This is a genomic window from Microseira wollei NIES-4236, from assembly GCF_020521235.1.
Lineage (GTDB): Bacteria > Cyanobacteriota > Cyanobacteriia > Cyanobacteriales > Aerosakkonemataceae > Microseira > Microseira wollei.
Genome location: NZ_BLAY01000190.1, coordinates 1 through 18,565, shown reverse-complemented (window position 1 = coordinate 18,565; position 18,565 = coordinate 1). Strand labels below are relative to the sequence as shown.

Below are 18,565 nucleotides of genomic sequence, written 5' to 3'. Positions count from 1 at the left end.
AGATGCCTACCCCACAAGAAACATCACTCTCTTGTGGGTGAGGTGGGCAGGCAAGATGCCTACCCCACAAGAAACATCACTCTCTTGTGGGTGAGGTGGGCAGGCAAGATGCCTACCCCACAAGAAACATCACTCTCTTGTGGGTGAGGTGGGCAGGCAAGATGCCTACCCCACAAGAAAAATTACACTCTTGTGGGTGAGGTGGGCAGGCAAGATGCCTACCCCACAAGAAACATCACTCTCTTGTGGGGTGGGCGTCCCGCCTGCCCCGCTATATTAAACCCAATTAAAAAAATCTTCAGCAAACTGAGATAAAGACAACAACCCAATTCTAGGATTATCCCGCACTAATTCATGGTGAGCCTGCGTATTATAACCCCAGTCAGCCAGATAAAGTCTCACATCATCTAAATCTGGCTGCTTTGCCACCGATTGCAAAGTTTTCAATCGGTCTTCTATAAACCAAATACTAACGGGTTCTCCATCAGAAGCCGCAATTAATTCTCGCAGAATCTGGTGTTTCGGACGCTTACACTCTTTACCAAATATCGATCCAGAAGGCATGTCTATATTTTCCTGCTGCAACAATTGCTGCACGAAGCGCCCTTCTTTAGTGGTGATAATGTACGGTTTTACACCAGAGGTGGGGAGACTTCCCAATCTCTCCACCACACCCGGATAAAATCGATGCAAACTCAGCCACCCCGCCAAATCCCGCTCAATCCACTCATCCCGAAACCGATCCAGTTTCGCCCCAATATCCGCCGCCTGCAAACCTTCCTCCCCGACAACTTGCTCGCTTATCCCCGCCCAATCTTGCCACATCTTTTCCTCTGCCACTCCCAGCAGCAGCGCCCGAATTAGCACCGGCATTTCCCAACCAACTTCGATCACAGGTCGCAGGCGATAGAACTTTGGCGCTAAATCCAGAGGCGGCGTTTCACTAGAAGGCGACCAAATTTGACAGTAAGTACCCCAAGCAGTCTGAAAATACTCAATCAGACCGTCACAAATTACACCATCAAAGTCCAAAGCCAGAATTGTAGGAGCGATCGCACTCATGCTGTTTCTTGTTCTCGAATCGATTTAGCTTAGTTATCGCAGATTCTTGCCGCCTGTGAAGTATCCAGCGCGTCAGCCTTCCAGATAACTATACTTCCCACGATCCCTTTCCTAACAGTGAGGTAGGCTGCCAATCAAGCTAGCCATTAGCAATTAGCCATTAGCCATTAGCACTATCTATTTTTTTAACTGGGGTGCAAGGATTCGAACCTCGGAATGTCTGGACCAAAACCAGATGCCTTACCACTTGGCGACACCCCATCGCGTTCGCCTCTATTATATTAACAGTGTCTTAAGGGATTTTGTCAAGCATTTTTACAGAAGATCGGGGAGAGGGGGGCAGGTGGGCAGATGGGCAAGTGGGCAGATGGGCAGGTGAGCAGAGGGGAATTTGAATCTATATTTTCCCATGCACACCCGCGCACCTGCTCACCCACACACCCGCACACCCGCTCCCTTAAGCTGGATAAATCCTCAGGCGTCGATTCGGTTCATCGCCGAAACTGGTCGAGCGCAGGCGGTAATGCTCTACCAGTTCGTGTTGCATTTTCCGCACGTTGGCACAACGAGGCAACAACTCCACCGGCTGCTTTTTGGGAATCACGATTTGCTCGACCGCCAAACGAGCTTCTTCTAAAGCTTCCAGTTCGTCATCGCTGCCGTTCTTGGTAAACAACCGCAGATCGAGGGTTTCCGGCATAGCGATATCGTCCATATTCAACATCCGCTGCAAGGCGTGGGTAATCTCAGGGATGCTGCCAGACTTAATCGCGTGGATGGGAATATGACGCGCTTTAGCGATGTGCCGCAGTTTGGAATGATTTTTTACCTGGGTCCGCACCGCCAAAACCGCATCCGCACCATCGATATCTTTGGTTAGCACTACCGGCAACTTCAACATCTCGATCACTTGGTCCAGCTGATGCCGACCGACGCCGTAAGGATAGATGTGCAGCGGCAAATCTTCCCCATTCGGTCCAGAAGCACTTACGTTTTTACCAAAAGCATTCAACTGATACGTCGAGGCATTCAGCAAGCGCTCAAAATCATTCGTCTGGGAAAATCGCTCTGGTTCTGCGGTTTTGTTGACCGGCGTCATCTGTCCGGAAGCGCGCCATCCCGTCGGGCGCAATGACGTTACCGCAGCAGTTACGACTGGGGCGCTCTTTGTCTCGCGGGTAATTTTCACCTCGCCAGTTTCGCTTACACTTCTGATTTGCGGCGAAGGAGTTAGTCCCCGCAGCAGGGTATCCACCGTCTCGGCAACGCTCTCGTGAACCGTCCAGCGCTGCCGTTCTTGCATTTCTACGGCTATCTCAAACGTCGGCGGTGCTTTGCGTTCCAAAACCGTTTTCTGCGAACCCCGGCGGCGCGCTTCTTCATCCCCCAAAGTCACGGCTTGAATCCCGCCCACCAAATCGGATAAAGTTGGGTTTTTTATCAGGTTTTCAATTTGGTTGCCGTGGGCAGTACCGACCAATTGTACGCCCCGTTCGGCGATAGTCCGTGCAGCTGCCGCTTCTAGTTCCGTGCCGATTTCGTCAATCACGATCACTTCCGGCATGTGGTTTTCCACCGCCTCGATCATCACTTGATGCTGGAGTTCGGGACGAGCGACTTGCATCCGGCGGGCGCGACCAATCGCCGGGTGGGGAATGTCACCATCTCCCGCAATTTCATTGGAGGTGTCGATTATTACCACCCGTTTTTCCAGTTCATCTGCCAAAACGCGGGCAATTTCTCGCAGAGCCGTTGTTTTTCCAACACCCGGACGCCCCAGCATCAGAATCGACTTGCCGGTTTCTACTAAGTCGCGAATCATACCAATCGTTCCGAAAACGGCTCGCCCAATGCGGCAGGTTAAGCCAATAATTTCCCCGCTGCGATTGCGAATGGCGCTGATCCGGTGCAAAGTTTGTTCGATGCCTGCGCGGTTATCGCCGCTAAAATTTCCCACCCGTTGGATGCTATAATTCAAATCTTCGCGGGAAACTGGTTTCTCGGACAGGTATTCTGTTTTCCCTGGGAAGCGGGCTTCTGGGCGTCGGCCTAAATCCATCACCACTTCCACTAAACGGTTGAGCAAGTGGTGTTTTTCCAAGGGCTGGCGGATTTCTGCTGGCAAAATATCCAGCAATTTGTTCAAATCGTCTGTAATTGAAGTCCTTCCTACGGCGACGTTTTCGACAGGGACTGAAGATTGAACCAAAGTCAGCTTGTTTTCAGGAGGCGTCGTACCGTGAGGACTCATCATATTTATTGGCATCAACAAGGTTGTTACAAAAGGTTAATGGGTCAACGAAACTTCAAGTTTTGGCAAGGGAGAGCATGGGCGAGGAGCTATCGGGGTGAAATAATACATTCATAATACAATCCTACTTCACAGAGGAAGGTTTGAAGAAACTTGGGGTAACTTAAGTTGCGAAACAAGGGAATGAGCGTAAGCAACAGCTTGCCAAAGAAGATCTCTGTTGTCTTCTAAGCGCGCATTCATCGCAGTTTGGTTATCGGGTGGACTGAGACAGTCTTCGTTCATAGCGGTTTTTTCTAACAGGTCTAGAACGGGTGACAAAAGCACGCGGGCGTAGCTGCCATAGGCAACTCCTGCAATGTAGGCATCCGGCATGGGGCATGGGACGGGCATAGGAGAATCAGAGGTCACTGGAAAATTCCCCCCGTCCCCCCATCCCCGCGTCCCCGTGTCTTCTTTCCCATTACCCAAACTTGGATTGAGCAAGCCTACAGCCTTAAGCTTGATAACCGTGTGGCTGTTAGTGCCTCCTGCTAATTGCACATATCCGGGTAATCCTGCGGATAGAACTTTTTGACCTAATTTGATCGCCGCGTGGGTAGTGCCTGCACCAATATCGCCACTCATCGGGCGTCCGTCTGTTTGCCAGACGAGAGGAATAGGCAGAGGTTCCATTAATTCGTAAAGCGACCTCAAGTATTCAATTAATCCTTCCCCATCGGGACAGCTAACGGCGATCAGCTTCAGGCGGTGGAGATTGGGCGCGATCGCACGCCACAATCTTTCAAAATCGGCCTTTCTCCCCACCTGGGTATGAATTTCTACCGCGTCGATTCCCGTTGGCACTACTTGTTTTGCGATCGCATCCGGCGTCGATACGTAAGAACGAGTATAAATCAAATCGTATGGACATACGGGAATACACCTGCCACACCCGTAACAGCGCGAATCGATCACCCCAGAATTATTACCGGGGAGATGGAAAGCGTTCGCGTAGCGTGGCGTCAGCCGTATCGCGTCTGCCGGACAAATCTTTTCGCAAGGACGGGGACAGTCCGCCGGACATAGGGTGGGATTAAACTCTGCTTTGCGAAAATGAGGATCTTCACCATCATTGAGGCTGACCATCAGCCAAGGCAAACTCTTGAAGCCAAATCCTCGCCTCTGTGCCTCAGAAGCCAACTCGCCCGCCACTTGTAGCGCTGCTTGCGCCGCCGCAATCACAGCAGGATCTGCGGCAACGTCGATGCAGTCAGCGCCTGCCAGGGTATAGGCCAAAGTTAGATTCCTAACAGCAGGGAGGTGTTGGAAGCTGGCTCCGCAGATCAGCTTAAACCAGTGACCCTCCCTTAAGGAATGTAAGGGAAAGTGCAGATTGGTCACCCTTATATGCTAAAACGTTCCTCAAACAATTGGCGATGCATGATTACCAATGTGCTATGACCGGGCAAATAAAGCAAGGGGATGGAGAAAATTTTTTTGAAGCGGAAAATAGTCACGGGACTGACGCAAAATCTCCATCCGTAGAGTTTGGCTTCCCACCCTACCCTTACAGGTAGCGTCTGTATTTTATGTTTGCGTAAGTCCACGTAGGAAAAAATCAATCGAAAGTAACAAATCTTTGCTTTTTTTGCAGGGGAGGGAGAGGCATGAAGCAACCTATGCCCCCTGCCCTTTGCTAATTGCTAATTGCTAATTGCTAATTGCTAATTGCTAATTGCTAATTGCTAATTGGGAGATCAGCTTACTAATATAGCATTTTTCCTGACATTAGCCATTAGCTATTAGCCGCTATGCATGAGAGAACTAGCAACTTGAGTTATTAGTCAGCGATCGCATTGATCAAAACTTCCGCCAGCGTCATATCTGCCATATCGTCAATCGTGACTGTATCGCAGATATCAAACTTAGCACCAGCGCCTTGCAGTTCATCATCCAACGCCTTCAAAAACCGACTCGCCGTTGCATCCGCACCGACTTGAATCATAGAAATTCCCAGTTCCTCATCTCTATCCATCCGGCGAGATGCTTCAATAATTACTCGCATTACCCCTTTGCGATCGTCAGGTTCCCCATCGGTAATAACTAAAATTATCTCGCCACCCGCCTTCGTTTTACCGGCTGCTTTACGCTCAAAATAGCGATTGGTAGCATCTTGCAGCACCGCCGCTAAATTAGTACTCCCCGCCGGATCGTTTTCTTGGAAAATTTGCACGACCGTACTAGAAGTGACATTATCGTAGCGTCTAAATCGGCTGGAAAACAGATAAACAGTAATACCATCGGAGTCAAACTGTTCGCATTTTCTCGCCAATGCCAAAGTAGACTCTTGTGCAGCATCCCAGCGACTTCTCCCACCGGGTTGATCTGGAGTTGACATGCTGCCACTTTTGTCAATAATTAACGTGTAATCCCGGTCTTCCATACCCATATTTGTTTCCTGCCTGCAATTAATTTTCCACCTTTACCAAAATTCTATGTAGGGGCAAAGCAAGAGAGACAGGACTTACGCAAAACCAAAGTTTCTCTGAAAAATCGTCGGGTGGAAACTAGAGATATGCACACCCGACCCACTCGCGGAAGCAGCTTGAAACTTTGGTGATACGATCCTCGCGTCGTCGGGTGGAAACTAGAGATATGCCTCCCTTCCCCACTCGCGGAAGCAGCTTGAAACTTTGGTGATACGAACGCCCTTGCGTAAGTCCTGAGAGAGACAATTTTTGCCTGCCACCCTAAATTTTATCTCCTTGCTTCACCCTCTCCCTGCTAGTCCGTAATAGCCTTCAACAGCACTTCAGCTAGGGTCATGCCCTCCATATCATCCAGGGTTACGGTGTCGCAAATATCAAACTTTGCCCCAGCACCTTGTAACTCATCATCCAAAACTTTGAGAAACTTGGTTGCTTGAGGATCGCCGCCCACTTGGATAAAAGCAATCGCCAGTTCTTCATCTCTTTCCATCTGGCGTGATGCTTCAATAATCACTCGCATTACTGCTTTGCGGTCATCGGGTTCCCCATCTGTCACCACCAAAATTGTCTCGCCATTTTCCTTAGTTTGACCCGCCGCCTTGCGTTGAAAATAGCTATCAGTAGCATCCTTGAGTACAGCGGCTAAGTTAGTCGTGCCAGAAGGGTCGTTTTCTTGAAATATTTGCGCCACCTTACTGGAAGTTACATTGTCATAGCGTCTAAAGCGACCGGAAAACAAGTAAACCGTAATTCCATCTGGATCGAACTGTTCGCATTTTCTCGCTACCGCTAAGGTAGACTCTTGGGCAGTATCCCAGCGAGTTCTACTGCCCGGTTGGTCTGGGGTTGACATACTGCCACTTTTGTCAATAATTAATGTGTAATCGCGGTTTTCTACCATAAAACATTACCCCATTTGTAATCGTTTCTATCTCCAGAGTATACGAATTTTCAGATTATGGGTTGTTTATATTAAGAAAAATTAATTTTTTATCTAAGCGATCGCAGAAACCCGGTTTCTTACAGAAACCGGGTTTCTGTTGCCTTATCTGCATCTACTTACCGCAAAATGCCCCTCAAAAAACCAGAAACCGGGGCGAGCATATTAACTAAATTACAGATAATATAGTTTCCGGTTGTACAGTAATTACTCAGTGTAGGGGCAATTACCAATTACCAATTACCAATTCCCAATTACCCTGCCACCGGATTTGATATAATTTGTCAAGATTGAACTTCCTTCAAAGCTTGCAAATAATCAATTGCCGCCTCTAATTTAGAAGGATAACCATAAGCAAACTCTTCAAACCATAACCCTTCCTCTGAACGCGGCTTTAACTTTTTCAACCACTGCTCAGCTTCCTGAATTAATGCTTGCTTTTGTTGTTGCTTAATTTGTTCTTGTCGCCGCTGTTCTTCTTGCAACTGTTGCTGTCTTTTCAGCGCTTCTGCTTTTTCCTGCTCTTGAAACTCTGATTTGAGGTCAGTTAATAATTGTTCTTCAGACCGCGAGAGGAAAGTTGTTGTTCGCGACAGCTGAGTTTGATGATTTGGTAAAACGGGAAGTTGTGGACTTGATTTTAGTCGCCGTTTTTCTGCTTGCGACTGTTGCTGTCTTGTCAATGCTTCTGCTTTTTCCTGTGCTTCAAACTCTGATTTAATGTCTGCTAATAGTTGTGACTCAGAGCGCGAGAGGAAACTTGTTGTTGGCGACACCTGAGTTTGATCGGTCGGTACGACGGTAATTTCTGTACTTGATTCTATCGGCAACGGCTGCTGTTTTGGCGGTTTTTTAGGATTATCTTTTTCCTCATACTCAGCTTTAAGCTGAGCTAATAAATCATCCATAGATTCCATACTCTAACCATTTAATCAACAATTGCATTGAGTAACACTTCTCGCAGTGTCATTTCTTCCATGTCATCCATCGTCACAGTGTCAACGATGTCAAATTTAGCACCAGCACTTTGCAATTCATCATCCAAAATCTTGAGAAACTTGGTTGCTTGGGCGTCAGTGCCAATTTGAACGAAGGAAATTGCCAGTTCTTCATCTTTATCCAGGCGGCGAGACGCTTCTATAATTACTTTCATCACGGCTTTGCGGTCATCCGGTTCGCCATCGGTGACAACTAAAATAGTTTCTCCATTCGCCTTTGCCTGCTGGGTGGCTTTGCGGTGAAAGTAACTGTTGGTAGCATCTTGAAGCACACCTGCCAAGTCAGTACGACCAGAAGGCTCATTTTCTGCGAAGATTTGCGATACTTTGCCAGAGGTCACATTGTCGTAGCGTTTAAAGCGACCTGAAAATAAGTAAACCGTGATGCCATCCGGGTCAAGTTCTTCGCACTTGCTAGCTAAAGCTACGGTTGACTCTTGCATAACTTCCCAACGGCTTTTGCCACCCGGCTGGTCTTTTACCGACATACTGCCGCTTTTGTCGATAATTAAAGTATAATCTCGGTTTTCCAGCATCGGAGTATTCCCTATTAGCTCAGTCTTTATTCCAAGGTATCAAAACTGAGAGGAGATGGGGCAGTTGTGCAGGTGGGCAGGTGGGCAGGTGTGCAGGTGGGCAGGTGGGCAGGTGTGCAGGTGGGCAGGTGGGTAGAGGTCCAGGGGAATTTGAATTTACATTCTCCCCATCTCCCCATCTCCCCATCTCCCCATCTCCCCATCTCCCCATCTCCCCTGCTTTCAATTGCCAACCTAAGCTGCAGCCAAAGTATCTTTAAGGGGCATCCAGCGGAAGAAGCGATCGCCTCCCATTTCTACCACGACTTTGACTTTTGGCTCCATCTGGGGCAAACTCGCCAGATACTCAACTTCCTGACGGGAAAGAATATTGCCCTCAATTATCCAAAGCAGCAAACCCTTAGACTTGGGTGGCAGTTGTTCCAGTTGAGTATTCACAATCGGCGGCACGTAGTAAACATACCCAACTGCTGCGCCGGTGCCAAGGCTTTTTTTACCCAAATGGGGCGGGCGTACCCCGTGAACCCCGGTTAAATACATCCCCACATCCCCCAGTCCTCTGGCGGTGATGTTCAAAGCAGTATAACCTGCTGCCCGCAGCCGCCGCTGGTAGCGACCTTCAAACCCTCCCTCTAAAGGCACGTAGACGCCTAAAGCGCCCGACTTTTCCAGATCCCGGAGCAATTGGTTGCCAGTTGCGATCAGTGCCATATTTTTGCGTGCTACACAAAACTTTGCTAAACTTATCTAAAGTTTAACATTCAACTATAAGTACTTTCTAGAGGGTCTGCTTCCTGCTTCAATCAAGGGAGTCTGCTCCAACTTGTCCACTAGGAGATTCGCGTGTAGCCCACCCTATTTTTTCCAGGCGATCTAACAATTGTTTTTGCAGCTTTTAGCCATTGTTCAACCGTTATTTTCAGCCAATTTAACGAATCGTGGTCTCCCGTTCCACCTTTTTATAGGCTGGCTAGTTTTGCAGCGCAGCTACTGGTTTGCCAACCAGAAGATTTTCAGCCTTGGTTTTCGGCATTCTTGGTAAATATACCATAAAATTACAACAATGTCAATATTAATTATCGCTATAAATAATTATGATTAACTTTAGTAAAGTATTTGGCTATTTAGTCAAGCTCATATCCCGCCTAAAGTTTTACTACTTGCAGCCAGATGGCTTAGGAAAACGTTACATATAACGCTATTGTAGTCGGGAACGTACCCCCGCCAGAACCCAACGCGATAGAAAAAATCTGTCACGCACTAGACAAACTTAAACAAATCGGCTATATTGATTGATTGTGGCTAAAATTTGATCGCTCGTCGTTCTCGGCAGAGAGCGATGCTAAAATTTGAAGGCTCTAAAATCTGGGCATAGACCAGATAGGTTGAGCAAGAATATTTTATTCCTGCTCCTGTTAAGAGCCAGCAGTTTAAACCAAATGTGAGGGAAGCTGTCAAGTCAACCAAATAGCCACATGTCAATCTGGCCTAAAAGGGATACTAAGCAGCAAGCTGTTTAAGTCCTGGTGCCAGGAAATGCCCCCAGCTAGTGCTTGGCCTTCTCACAGCTTCAAGATTAGCTAACTAAAAACCTTGCCAGCGCAAGGATTTTAGCGTCTGAAAAAGCAGGGATGTGCTTGTCGGCTGGAGCCGTCTCCAAAAGGGTAAAACCGGCGATTGGAGCCAGTCCAGCGGTAAGTAGTTAAAAGATTAGTCTTCTGACATTCCCGCAAAAAAGTTTTCTGACCTGAGTTACTCCCGTTGGGGGTAGTTAAGGTGTGGGAAAAACTGAGGGTGGTAAAAGCTGCCCATCTTATATAAATAAGCGGAAGCGCGGAATATCCGCATCCGATTGATTGTAGTGAGTAAAAAAGGAGAGACCAGGTACTGTGTCTATCGGTATCCTCGGCACCAAACTGGGCATGACCCAAATATTTGACGACAAAGGGAGAGCTATCCCTGTCACCGTCGTTCAAGCTGGCCCATGCCCGATTACACAAATCAAGACGCCTCAAACCGATGGTTATGGGGCAATCCAAGTTGGCTACGGCGAAGTGAAGCCCAAGGCGCTGACAAAGCCGGAACTGGGACACCTGGCGAAGTCAAATACTATGCCCGTGCGTCACCTGCACGAGTACCGTATAGAAAATACGGGGGAGTACCAGCTGAGTCAGGCAATAACAGCAGATATTTTTACCCCTGGTCAAATCGTAGACGTGACCGGGACGAGTATCGGTAAAGGGTTTGCCGGATATCAGAAACGCCACAACTTTAAACGCGGACCAATGGCGCACGGTTCCAAAAATCACCGCTTGCCCGGTTCCACGGGTGCGGGAACCACACCAGGGCGGGTTTATCCCGGTAAGCGGATGGCAGGTCGTTTGGGCGGGTCGCAAGTGACGATTCGCAAGCTGACGATTGTGCGGGTCGATACCGAACGCAATTTGCTGCTGATTAAAGGCGCGGTTCCTGGTAAACCAGGTGCTTTGCTCAGCATTAAACCAGCCAAAAAAGTGGGTCGTTAAATTTTAGAGTTGAGAGCTGTGGATTTGAGATCGTGGGGCTGATGCAAAAGCCCCAATCCTCCGATCCAAGCAGTGGTAACAGGACTGGGGAAAAATATGGTTAACTGCGTAGTACGAAACTGGGACGGGCAAGAAACCGGGCAGCAAGTCAGCCTGGAGTTGAAGGTAGCAAAAGAAGAAAACGCGGCACATATTGTCCACCGGGCATTAGTCCGCCAAATGCATAATGCGCGCCAGGGAAATGCCAGCACCAAAACTCGCTCGGAAGTTAGAGGTGGGGGTCGCAAACCTTGGCGGCAAAAAGGAACGGGGCGCGCCCGTGCCGGGTCGATTCGTTCGCCATTATGGCGGGGCGGCGGCGTTATCTTTGGGCCAAAACCGAGAGAGTTTAACATCAAAATGAACCGCAAGGAACGGCGGTTAGCATTGAGGACGGCGCTGATTAGCCGAGAGGCAGATTTGATTGTAGTGGAGGAGTTTGGGGAAAAGCTGCCTCGCCCAAAAACAAAAGAATTGGCAAGTGCAATCGCGCGCTGGGGCGTAGAACCCGAGGCCAAAGTATTGTTAATCCTGCACGAGGCAAGCGAGACAGTATATTTGTCGGCTCGCAATATCGGCAATCTAAAAATGATACAAGCCACGCATTTGAATGTGTTCGATCTGCTCAATGCCGACAAAATCGTCACCACAGCCGCTGCTATGGCAAAAATTCAGGAGGTCTACGGTGAATAAATTAGATCCGCGCACGCTGCCAGACTTGATCCGTCGCCCCATCTTGACCGAAAAAGCCACCATGCTCATGGAGCAAAACAAATACACGTTTGAAGTGGTGCCAAAGGCAAGTAAACCGCAAATTAAAGCGGCGATCGAGCAACTGTTTAAGGTGAAAGTTGTAGCGGTTAATACCCAAAACCCACCTCGGAAAAAACGTCGGGTTGGTAAATTCCTGGGGTACAAGCCGCAATACAAAAGAGCAGTTGTCACCTTGGCAGAATCAGACGCAGAAATAATCAGAAAGGTCTTGTTCCCTGAAGTGTAATCGAGTTGAGATTTCTAATTTCAAATTCAAAATCTGAAATCTGAAATCTTGCAGCGAACGGCGTTTAATTCACCCATCGAAAAAGCAGACATTGTTATGGGCACACGTTCTTATCGACCCTATACGCCCAGTACGCGGCAAGCGGTCGTTTCCGACTTTAGTGAAATTACCAAAAGCGAACCAGAAAAATCGCTTGTCAAGTCAGTTCACCGCGCCAAAGGTCGCAACAACCGAGGCGTTATTACCAGCCGTCACCAAGGTGGCGGACACAAGCGCCTTTACCGCATCATCGATTTTCGCCGCGACAAGCACAACATCCCTGCCAAAGTAGCAGCGATCGAGTACGACCCCAACCGCAACGCTCGCATCGCCCTGCTTTTCTACAAAGATGGCGAAAAGCGCTATATTTTGCATCCCAACGGCTTGAAAGTCGGGACAACGATTATATCCGGCCCCGATGCTCCCATAGAAGACGGCAACGCCTTGCCCCTGGGCAACATTCCTTTGGGTACTCAGGTGCATAACGTGGAGTTAAAGATCGGTCGAGGCGGACAAATCGTTCGCGCTGCCGGTGCTAGCGCTCAGGTTGTCGCCAAAGAAGGCAACTACGTCACCCTCAGACTGCCCTCTGGGGAAGTCCGCATGATACGCCGCGAGTGCTACGCCACCATCGGTCAAGTGGGCAACATCGACGCCAGAAACCTGAGTTTGGGTAAGGCGGGGCGGACTCGTTGGAAAGGACGTCGCCCCCACGTCAGAGGTAGCGTCATGAACCCAGTCGATCACCCCCACGGCGGTGGAGAAGGGTGCGCCCCCATCGGTAGAAGCAGCCCCGTCACGCCTTGGGGTAAGCCAACCTTGGGAGCCAAAACCCGTAAACCAAACAAACCAAGCAATAAGTTGATCGTCCGCCGTCGTCGTAAAGCCTCCAAGCGGGGCCGTGGCGGTCGGGAATCCTAATAGATTTTAGATTTTGGATTGAAGAATTGGATTTGACTTTTACAAGTCAAAAAATGCCAAGAGTTTAAGACGAAAAACTGTTTAATCCAAAATCGAAAATCTAACCAGTGAAAATCCACGCATCCAAAATCCAAAATCCTATGGGTCGTTCTCTTAAAAAAGGGCCGTTCGTCGCCGATAGTCTGATGAGCAAAATTGAAAAATTGAATGCTCAAAGCAGAAAAGAAGTGATCAAAACTTGGTCGCGGGCTTCAACGGTATTGCCGCAAATGGTAGGTCACACCATCGCTATCCACAACGGTCGCACTCACGTGCCGATCTTTATTTCCGAGCAGATGGTCGGACACAAATTGGGCGAATTTGCCCCGACTCGCACCTTCCGGGGTCACGCCAAAGGCGATAAAAAAGCCCGTCGATAAAATGGCTAATGGCGTTCCCAGGCAGAAGCTGTGGGAACGAGGCTAATGGCTAATAGCCAGTCAGAACAATTAGCAATTAGCAATTAGCAATTAGCAGAAGGAGAAACTTATGGCTACCGATACGAAAGAAATTAAAGCGATCGCGCGCTACATCCGCATGTCCCCGTTTAAGGTGCGTCGGGTACTCGACCAAATTCGCGGGCGTTCCTATCGGGAAGCGCTGATCGTTCTCGAATTTATGCCCTACCGGGCTTGCGAACCTATCCTCACCGTGCTGAGATCCGCAGTGGCTAACGCCGAGCATAACGCCGGGAAAGACCCAGCCAAACTGATCATCAGTCAAGCCTACGCCGATGGCGGGCCAAGCTTAAAGCGTTTCCGCCCCAGGGCGCAAGGCCGCGCTTACCAGATCCGCAAGCCAACTTGCCACATTACCATCGCCGTTGCTGAAGCGGAAGAATAATCAAAGGATTGCAAATTTTAGATTTCAGATTGCTATTAACAATTCCATCCAATCTAAAATCTAAAATCCAAAATCTAAAATTATATTGAGGACGCATTCGTGGGACAAAAAATTAATCCAGTCGGGTTTCGCCTGGGCATTACTCAAGAACACCAGTCTCGTTGGTTCGCCAGTCCAGAGCGCTACCCCGAAATCTTGCAAGAAGACCACAAAATCCGCAATTACGTCGAAAAAAACCTGAGTAATGCCGGGATTGCCGCCGTGCGGATTGAGCGCAAAGCAGATCAAATCGACTTAGAAATTCGCACCGCGCGACCAGGGGTTGTCGTCGGTCGGGGCGGGACGGGGATTGAAACCCTGAGAACGGGACTCCAAGAAAAACTCGGCGGTCAACGCCAGATCCGGATTAACGTTGTAGAAGTGGCTCGCGTCGATGCAGATGCTGGCTTGATTGCCGAATACATCGCGCAACAACTAGAGCGCCGGGTTTCCTTCCGCCGCGTCGTCCGTCAGGCGATTCAACGCGCCCAGAGAGCGGGCGTACAGGGGATTAAAGTGCAAGTTTCCGGTCGGCTGAACGGGGCAGAAATCGCTCGCACCGAGTGGACGCGGGAAGGTCGGGTGCCGCTGCACACCTTACGGGCAGACATCGACTACGCTTACCGCACCGCCAAAACCATTTACGGTATTCTTGGCATCAAAGTTTGGATCTTCAAGGGCGAAATCATTCCGGGACAGGAGGAAATCGCTCCATCTGCGGCTCCCGGAACGCCTCGTCGTCGCTCTGGCAAACGGCGGCAGCAATTTGAAGACCGTTCTAACGAGGGATAGCTAATCGCTGATAGCTAACAGCTAACGGTTAACTAAAAAGTAGCAATTAGCAATTAGCAATGAGCAATTAGCAATGAGCAATTAGCGATGAGCAAATGACAAGCCATGTTAAGTCCTAAAAGAACTAAATTCCGCAAACAACAGCGCGGGCGCATGAACGGCTTAGCCACGCGAGGCAGTTCGCTCAACTTTGGCGAATATGGCCTCCAAGCTTTAGAACCAGCTTGGATTACCTCCCGTCAAATCGAAGCCAGCCGTCGTGCCATGACCCGCTATATCCGCCGGGGTGGCAAAATCTGGATTAGAATTTTCCCCGACAAACCCGTAACGATGCGCCCCGCAGAAACCCGGATGGGTTCTGGTAAAGGTTCGCCGGAATTCTGGGTGGCAGTGATTAAGCCAGGAAGGGTTTTGTTTGAAATTACGGGCGTGACTGAAGAAATCGCCCGCGAAGCAATGCGTTTGGCGGCGTTCAAGTTGCCAATCAAAACGAAGTTTATCATGCGCACTGAGGAGACTGTATAAGTTATGCCGCTCCCCAAAATCGAAGACGCCAGAAATTTGAGCGATGAGGAACTGGCAGAACAAATTCTCGCCGTCAAGCAGCAACTATTTCAATTGCGCTTGCAAAAGGCAACTCGCCAATTAGAAAAGCCCCACCAGTTCAGGCACGCCAAACACCGGCTAGCGCAGTTGATGACTGTAGAAGGCGAACGTCAAAAGGCTAAAGCCTCTTCCCCACAAGAATCGGTTGCACAATCATAGGAATCGGTAGCGATGGCAGTTAAAGAACGAGTTGGCCTCGTGGTCAGCGACAAGATGAATAAAACCGTAGTGGTGGCAGTGGAAAACCGCGCTCCCCACCCCAAGTACGGGAAAATTATGGTTAATACAAAGCGGTATAAAGCTCACGACGAAGAAAATAAGTGCAAAGAGGGCGATCGCGTCCGCATCCAGGAAACCCGACCTCTGAGCAAAACCAAACGCTGGGTCGTAGCAGAAATTCTCAGTTCAACGGGTAATGGCTAATGGCTAATGGCTAATGGCAAGAAGAACCAATTAGCAATTAGCAATTAGCAATTAGCAATTACCAATTACCAATTACCACGCGCTATGATTCAACCTCAAACTTACCTCAACGTTGCAGACAATAGCGGCGCCCGAAGATTAATGTGTATCCGGGTCTTAGGAGCGGGTAACCGCCGCTACGGTTTTGTCGGCGATGTGATTATCGCTGTTGTTAAAGACGCCCTTCCTAATATGGCGGTGAAAAAGTCAGATGTGGTGAAGGCGGTCATCGTTCGCACTAAGAAAAATATCCGTCGCGATAGCGGTATGAGCATTCGCTTCGACGATAATGCGGCGGTCATTATCAACAACGATGGCAACCCCAGGGGAACCCGCGTTTTTGGCCCCGTGGCGCGGGAGTTGCGCGATAAATACACCAAAATTGTGTCCCTCGCTCCGGAGGTACTCTAATGGCAAATACTCGTAAGGGTTCTGATACCCCTAAACGGTACAAAATGCACGTCAAAAAAGGCGACACCGTTCAGGTTATTTCTGGCAAAGATAAAGGCAAGGTTGGTGAAATCCTCAGCGTTTATCCCAAGCTCAGCAAAGTAATCGTTAAAGGGGTGAACATCAAAACCAAGCACGTCAAACCAAAGCAGGAAGGGGAATCGGGTCGTATTGCTACGATGGAATTTCCTATCCATAGCTCGAACGTGATGCTTTATTCCACCAAGCAAAACGTTGCCAGTCGCGTTTGCTATACCTTTACCGAAACTGGTAAAAAGGTGCGGATGCTGAAGAAGACTGGTGAAATTATCGACAAATAATTTCGGATTTTAGATTTGGATTGTAGGTTGAAAGAATATCTAAAATCTAAAATCTAAAATCTGAAATTAGCAACTACACAAGATCCCTGACCACGCCCAGGGGAGATAAAGATTAAAGATGACTCAACGACTCAAATCTCAGTATCAAGAAACGATTGTCCCGAAGCTGATGGAGCAGTTCAAATACCAGAATATCCATCAAGTGCCGAAGCTGGTGAAGGTTACGATTAACCGAGGCTTAGGAGAAGCGGCGAATAATGCTAAGGCACTCGAATCGTCTTTGACCGAAATTGCCACGATCGCCGGTCAAAAACCTGTGGTGACGAGGGCGAAAAAAGCGATCGCCAGCTTCAAAATTCGCCAAGGTATGCCTGTGGGCATCATGGTTACCCTGCGGGGCGATCGCATGTACGCCTTTCTAGACCGGCTGATTAACCTAGCCCTGCCCCGCATTCGCGACTTTCGCGGCATCAGCCCCAAAAGCTTCGACGGTCACGGTAACTACAGCTTGGGGATCAGAGAGCAGTTGATTTTTCCCGAAATCGAATACGACAGAATTGACCAAATTCGCGGCATGGACATCTCCATCATCACAACTGCCAATACTGACGAAGAAGGCCGAGCCTTGCTGAAAGAAATGGGGATGCCTTTCCGGGATCAATAAGGAGAAAAAGATGGCGGTGAACGACACAATAGCAGATATGTTAACGCGCATTCGCAATGCGACTCAAGCGCGGCATCAAACAACTTTAATTCCATCTACTAAGATGACCCGCAGCATTGCTAAAGTCCTCAAAGATGAAGGCTTTATCGCTGATTATTCTGAAGATGGAGAAGGAGTAAAGCGCAATTTGGTGGTGGCCTTAAAATACAAGGGAAAAAATCGCCAGCCTATTATCACGGCGCTGAAACGAGTCAGCAAGCCCGGTCTGCGCGTGTACTCGAATCGCAAGGAGTTACCGCGAGTCCTCGGCGGCATTGGCATCGCCATCATCTCCACTTCGAGCGGTATCATGACGGACCGGGAAGCCCGTCGTCAAGGTTTGGGAGGAGAAGTCCTCTGCTACATTTGGTAATAGGTAATCGGGAATTTTAGATTTTAGATTTTAGGTTTTAAATTAAATCTGCAATCTCAAATCTGCAATTACCAACTACCAATTACCAATTACCAATTAGCAATTAGCAATTCAGGTGAGTTATGTCTCGGATTGGTAAGCGTCCGATCGCGGTTCCCGCGAAGGTACAAGTGGCAATTGATGGTCAGAATATTGCCGTTTCTGGGCCAAAGGGCGAACTATCTAGAGTTTTGCCAGATGCGATCGCTCTGGAACAAGAAGGAGCAACCCTCAAGGTTTTGCGGCGGAATGACTCCCGCAGCGCCCGTCAACTCCACGGTCTGTGCCGCACCCTAGTTGCCAACATGGTCGAAGGGGTTGCGGCTGGCTTTACTAGGAGGCTGGAAATTCAGGGCGTTGGTTACCGGGCGCGGGTTGACGGTCGCAATCTCGTTTTAACTGTAGGTTACAGCCACGAAGTCCGGATCGAACCCCCCGCTGGTGTTCAGATGGCGGTGGAAAACAACACTAACGTCATCGTCAACGGCATTGACAAAGAAATAGTGGGGAACTTGGCGGCTAGAATTCGCGCCGTCCGTCCGCCAGAAGTCTATAAAGGCAAAGGCATTCGCTACGCCGGTGAATTTGTCAGACGTAAAGCTGGTAAGGCAGGTAAGAAGTAGTAATGAAACTAACACGCAAAGAATCAAGACAGCGGCGGCACGAACGCATCCGTCGCCGGGTCAATGGCACCCCAGAACGTCCTCGGTTGGCAGTCTTCCGTTCCAACGAGCATATTTATGCTCAGGTAATAGATGATACCAAGCAACATACCCTGGTGGCTGCCTCCACGTTGGAGCAAAACCTCAAATCCAGTTTATCCTCTGGGGCTAATATGTCTGCTGCTAATGAGGTAGGCAAGTTGGTGGCCCAGCGATCCCTCGAAGCTGGCATTACCAAGGTTGTATTTGACCGAGGTGGCAATCTTTACCACGGTCGCATCAAAGCCCTCGCCGATGCGGCTCGCGAAGGTGGACTAGACTTCTAATGTGGCTAATGGCTAATGGCTAATGGCTAATAAACCCAAGAAAATTAGCAATTAGCATTCTAATTTGGCTAATGGCTAATGGCTAATGGCTAATAAACCCAAGAAAATTAGCAATTAGCATTCTAATTT

General features: G+C 48.9%; 24 protein-coding genes and 1 tRNA gene. 16 read left to right on the top strand and 9 right to left on the bottom strand.

What is annotated here, in order from left to right; translation table 11 throughout:
• Positions 1-276 precede the first annotated feature (276 nt).
• The 9 genes from MiSe_RS40020 to MiSe_RS39980 form a co-directional block, all read right to left on the bottom strand.
• Complete coding sequence (locus MiSe_RS40020) at positions 277-1,062, bottom strand: HAD family hydrolase (RefSeq protein WP_226591262.1); 786 nt, start codon at positions 1,060-1,062, stop codon at positions 277-279.
• Positions 1,063-1,251: 189 nt separating this feature from the next.
• A tRNA-Gln gene (locus tag MiSe_RS40015) sits at positions 1,252-1,323 on the bottom strand.
• Positions 1,324-1,519: 196 nt separating this feature from the next.
• Complete coding sequence (locus tag MiSe_RS40010; protein WP_444980614.1) at positions 1,520-3,316, bottom strand: R3H domain-containing nucleic acid-binding protein; 1,797 nt, start codon at positions 3,314-3,316, stop codon at positions 1,520-1,522.
• Between the two features lie 126 nt (positions 3,317-3,442).
• Entirely contained in the window at positions 3,443-4,696 is a 1,254-nt protein-coding gene (gene ldpA / locus MiSe_RS40005) for a circadian clock protein LdpA (RefSeq protein ID WP_226591256.1), read from the bottom strand.
• Positions 4,697-5,135: 439 nt separating this feature from the next.
• Complete coding sequence (locus tag MiSe_RS40000; protein ID WP_226591264.1) at positions 5,136-5,738, bottom strand: vWA domain-containing protein; 603 nt, start codon at positions 5,736-5,738, stop codon at positions 5,136-5,138.
• 341 nt (positions 5,739-6,079) lie between these two features.
• Positions 6,080-6,685 (bottom strand): vWA domain-containing protein, encoded by a 606-nt coding sequence (locus MiSe_RS39995; RefSeq protein WP_226591254.1) that lies wholly within the window; start codon positions 6,683-6,685, stop codon positions 6,080-6,082.
• A 323-nt stretch (positions 6,686-7,008) separates the two neighbouring features.
• Entirely contained in the window at positions 7,009-7,632 is a 624-nt protein-coding gene (locus MiSe_RS39990; RefSeq protein WP_226591251.1) for a salt stress protein, Slr1339 family, read from the bottom strand.
• Between the two features lie 20 nt (positions 7,633-7,652).
• Positions 7,653-8,258: a vWA domain-containing protein gene (locus tag MiSe_RS39985; RefSeq protein ID WP_226591248.1), complete on the bottom strand. Its 606-nt coding sequence runs from the start codon at positions 8,256-8,258 to the stop codon at positions 7,653-7,655.
• Between the two features lie 234 nt (positions 8,259-8,492).
• Positions 8,493-8,969, bottom strand: coding sequence for an NAD(P)H-quinone oxidoreductase subunit N (locus MiSe_RS39980; RefSeq protein ID WP_226591246.1), 477 nt, complete (start codon positions 8,967-8,969; stop codon positions 8,493-8,495).
• A gap of 1,178 nt (positions 8,970-10,147) precedes the next feature.
• On the opposite strand from MiSe_RS39980, the gene rplC reads away from it, so the two are divergent.
• From rplC to rplR, 16 genes are all read left to right on the top strand, one after another.
• Entirely contained in the window at positions 10,148-10,783 is a 636-nt protein-coding gene (rplC, locus tag MiSe_RS39975) for a 50S ribosomal protein L3 (protein WP_226591244.1), read from the top strand.
• Between the two features lie 96 nt (positions 10,784-10,879).
• Positions 10,880-11,515, top strand: a complete 636-nt coding sequence (rplD, locus tag MiSe_RS39970; RefSeq protein ID WP_226591242.1) for a 50S ribosomal protein L4 — start codon at positions 10,880-10,882, stop codon at positions 11,513-11,515.
• The gene (locus MiSe_RS39965) at positions 11,508-11,822 is read left to right on the top strand and encodes a 50S ribosomal protein L23 (protein WP_226591240.1); all 315 of its coding nucleotides are present in this window, start codon (positions 11,508-11,510) and stop codon (positions 11,820-11,822) included. The genes rplD and MiSe_RS39965 overlap by 8 nt, the downstream gene beginning before the upstream one ends.
• A 96-nt stretch (positions 11,823-11,918) precedes the next feature.
• On the top strand, positions 11,919-12,782 hold the full coding sequence (gene rplB / locus MiSe_RS39960; RefSeq protein WP_226591238.1) for a 50S ribosomal protein L2: 864 nt from the start codon (positions 11,919-11,921) through the stop codon (positions 12,780-12,782).
• Positions 12,783-12,922: 140 nt separating this feature from the next.
• The gene (rpsS, locus tag MiSe_RS39955) at positions 12,923-13,201 is read left to right on the top strand and encodes a 30S ribosomal protein S19 (protein WP_226591235.1); all 279 of its coding nucleotides are present in this window, start codon (positions 12,923-12,925) and stop codon (positions 13,199-13,201) included.
• A 109-nt stretch (positions 13,202-13,310) separates the two neighbouring features.
• Positions 13,311-13,664, top strand: a complete 354-nt coding sequence (gene rplV, locus MiSe_RS39950) for a 50S ribosomal protein L22 (protein ID WP_226591233.1) — start codon at positions 13,311-13,313, stop codon at positions 13,662-13,664.
• 99 nt (positions 13,665-13,763) lie between these two features.
• On the top strand, positions 13,764-14,495 hold the full coding sequence (rpsC, locus tag MiSe_RS39945; protein WP_226591230.1) for a 30S ribosomal protein S3: 732 nt from the start codon (positions 13,764-13,766) through the stop codon (positions 14,493-14,495).
• Between the two features lie 105 nt (positions 14,496-14,600).
• Positions 14,601-15,020, top strand: a complete 420-nt coding sequence (rplP, locus tag MiSe_RS39940) for a 50S ribosomal protein L16 (protein ID WP_226591227.1) — start codon at positions 14,601-14,603, stop codon at positions 15,018-15,020.
• Between the two features lie 3 nt (positions 15,021-15,023).
• Positions 15,024-15,260, top strand: coding sequence for a 50S ribosomal protein L29 (gene rpmC, locus MiSe_RS39935; RefSeq protein WP_226591225.1), 237 nt, complete (start codon positions 15,024-15,026; stop codon positions 15,258-15,260).
• A 12-nt stretch (positions 15,261-15,272) separates the two neighbouring features.
• Complete coding sequence (rpsQ, locus tag MiSe_RS39930; protein WP_226591222.1) at positions 15,273-15,524, top strand: 30S ribosomal protein S17; 252 nt, start codon at positions 15,273-15,275, stop codon at positions 15,522-15,524.
• 84 nt (positions 15,525-15,608) lie between these two features.
• Positions 15,609-15,974: a 50S ribosomal protein L14 gene (rplN, locus tag MiSe_RS39925; protein ID WP_226591220.1), complete on the top strand. Its 366-nt coding sequence runs from the start codon at positions 15,609-15,611 to the stop codon at positions 15,972-15,974.
• Positions 15,974-16,333, top strand: coding sequence for a 50S ribosomal protein L24 (gene rplX, locus MiSe_RS39920; protein ID WP_226591217.1), 360 nt, complete (start codon positions 15,974-15,976; stop codon positions 16,331-16,333). Before rplN ends, rplX begins: the two co-directional genes overlap by 1 nt.
• A 118-nt stretch (positions 16,334-16,451) precedes the next feature.
• Positions 16,452-16,997 (top strand): 50S ribosomal protein L5, encoded by a 546-nt coding sequence (rplE, locus tag MiSe_RS39915; protein ID WP_226591215.1) that lies wholly within the window; start codon positions 16,452-16,454, stop codon positions 16,995-16,997.
• 10 nt (positions 16,998-17,007) lie between these two features.
• Positions 17,008-17,409, top strand: a complete 402-nt coding sequence (gene rpsH / locus MiSe_RS39910) for a 30S ribosomal protein S8 (protein WP_226591212.1) — start codon at positions 17,008-17,010, stop codon at positions 17,407-17,409.
• A gap of 122 nt (positions 17,410-17,531) precedes the next feature.
• A complete protein-coding gene (rplF, locus tag MiSe_RS39905) occupies positions 17,532-18,071 on the top strand; it encodes a 50S ribosomal protein L6 (RefSeq protein ID WP_226591209.1) in 540 nt (179 codons plus the stop codon).
• Positions 18,072-18,073: 2 nt separating this feature from the next.
• Positions 18,074-18,436 carry a 50S ribosomal protein L18 gene (rplR, locus tag MiSe_RS39900; RefSeq protein ID WP_226591208.1) on the top strand — a complete coding sequence of 121 codons (363 nt, stop codon included), beginning with the start codon at positions 18,074-18,076 and terminating at the stop codon, positions 18,434-18,436.
• Positions 18,437-18,565: the final 129 nt, after the last annotated feature.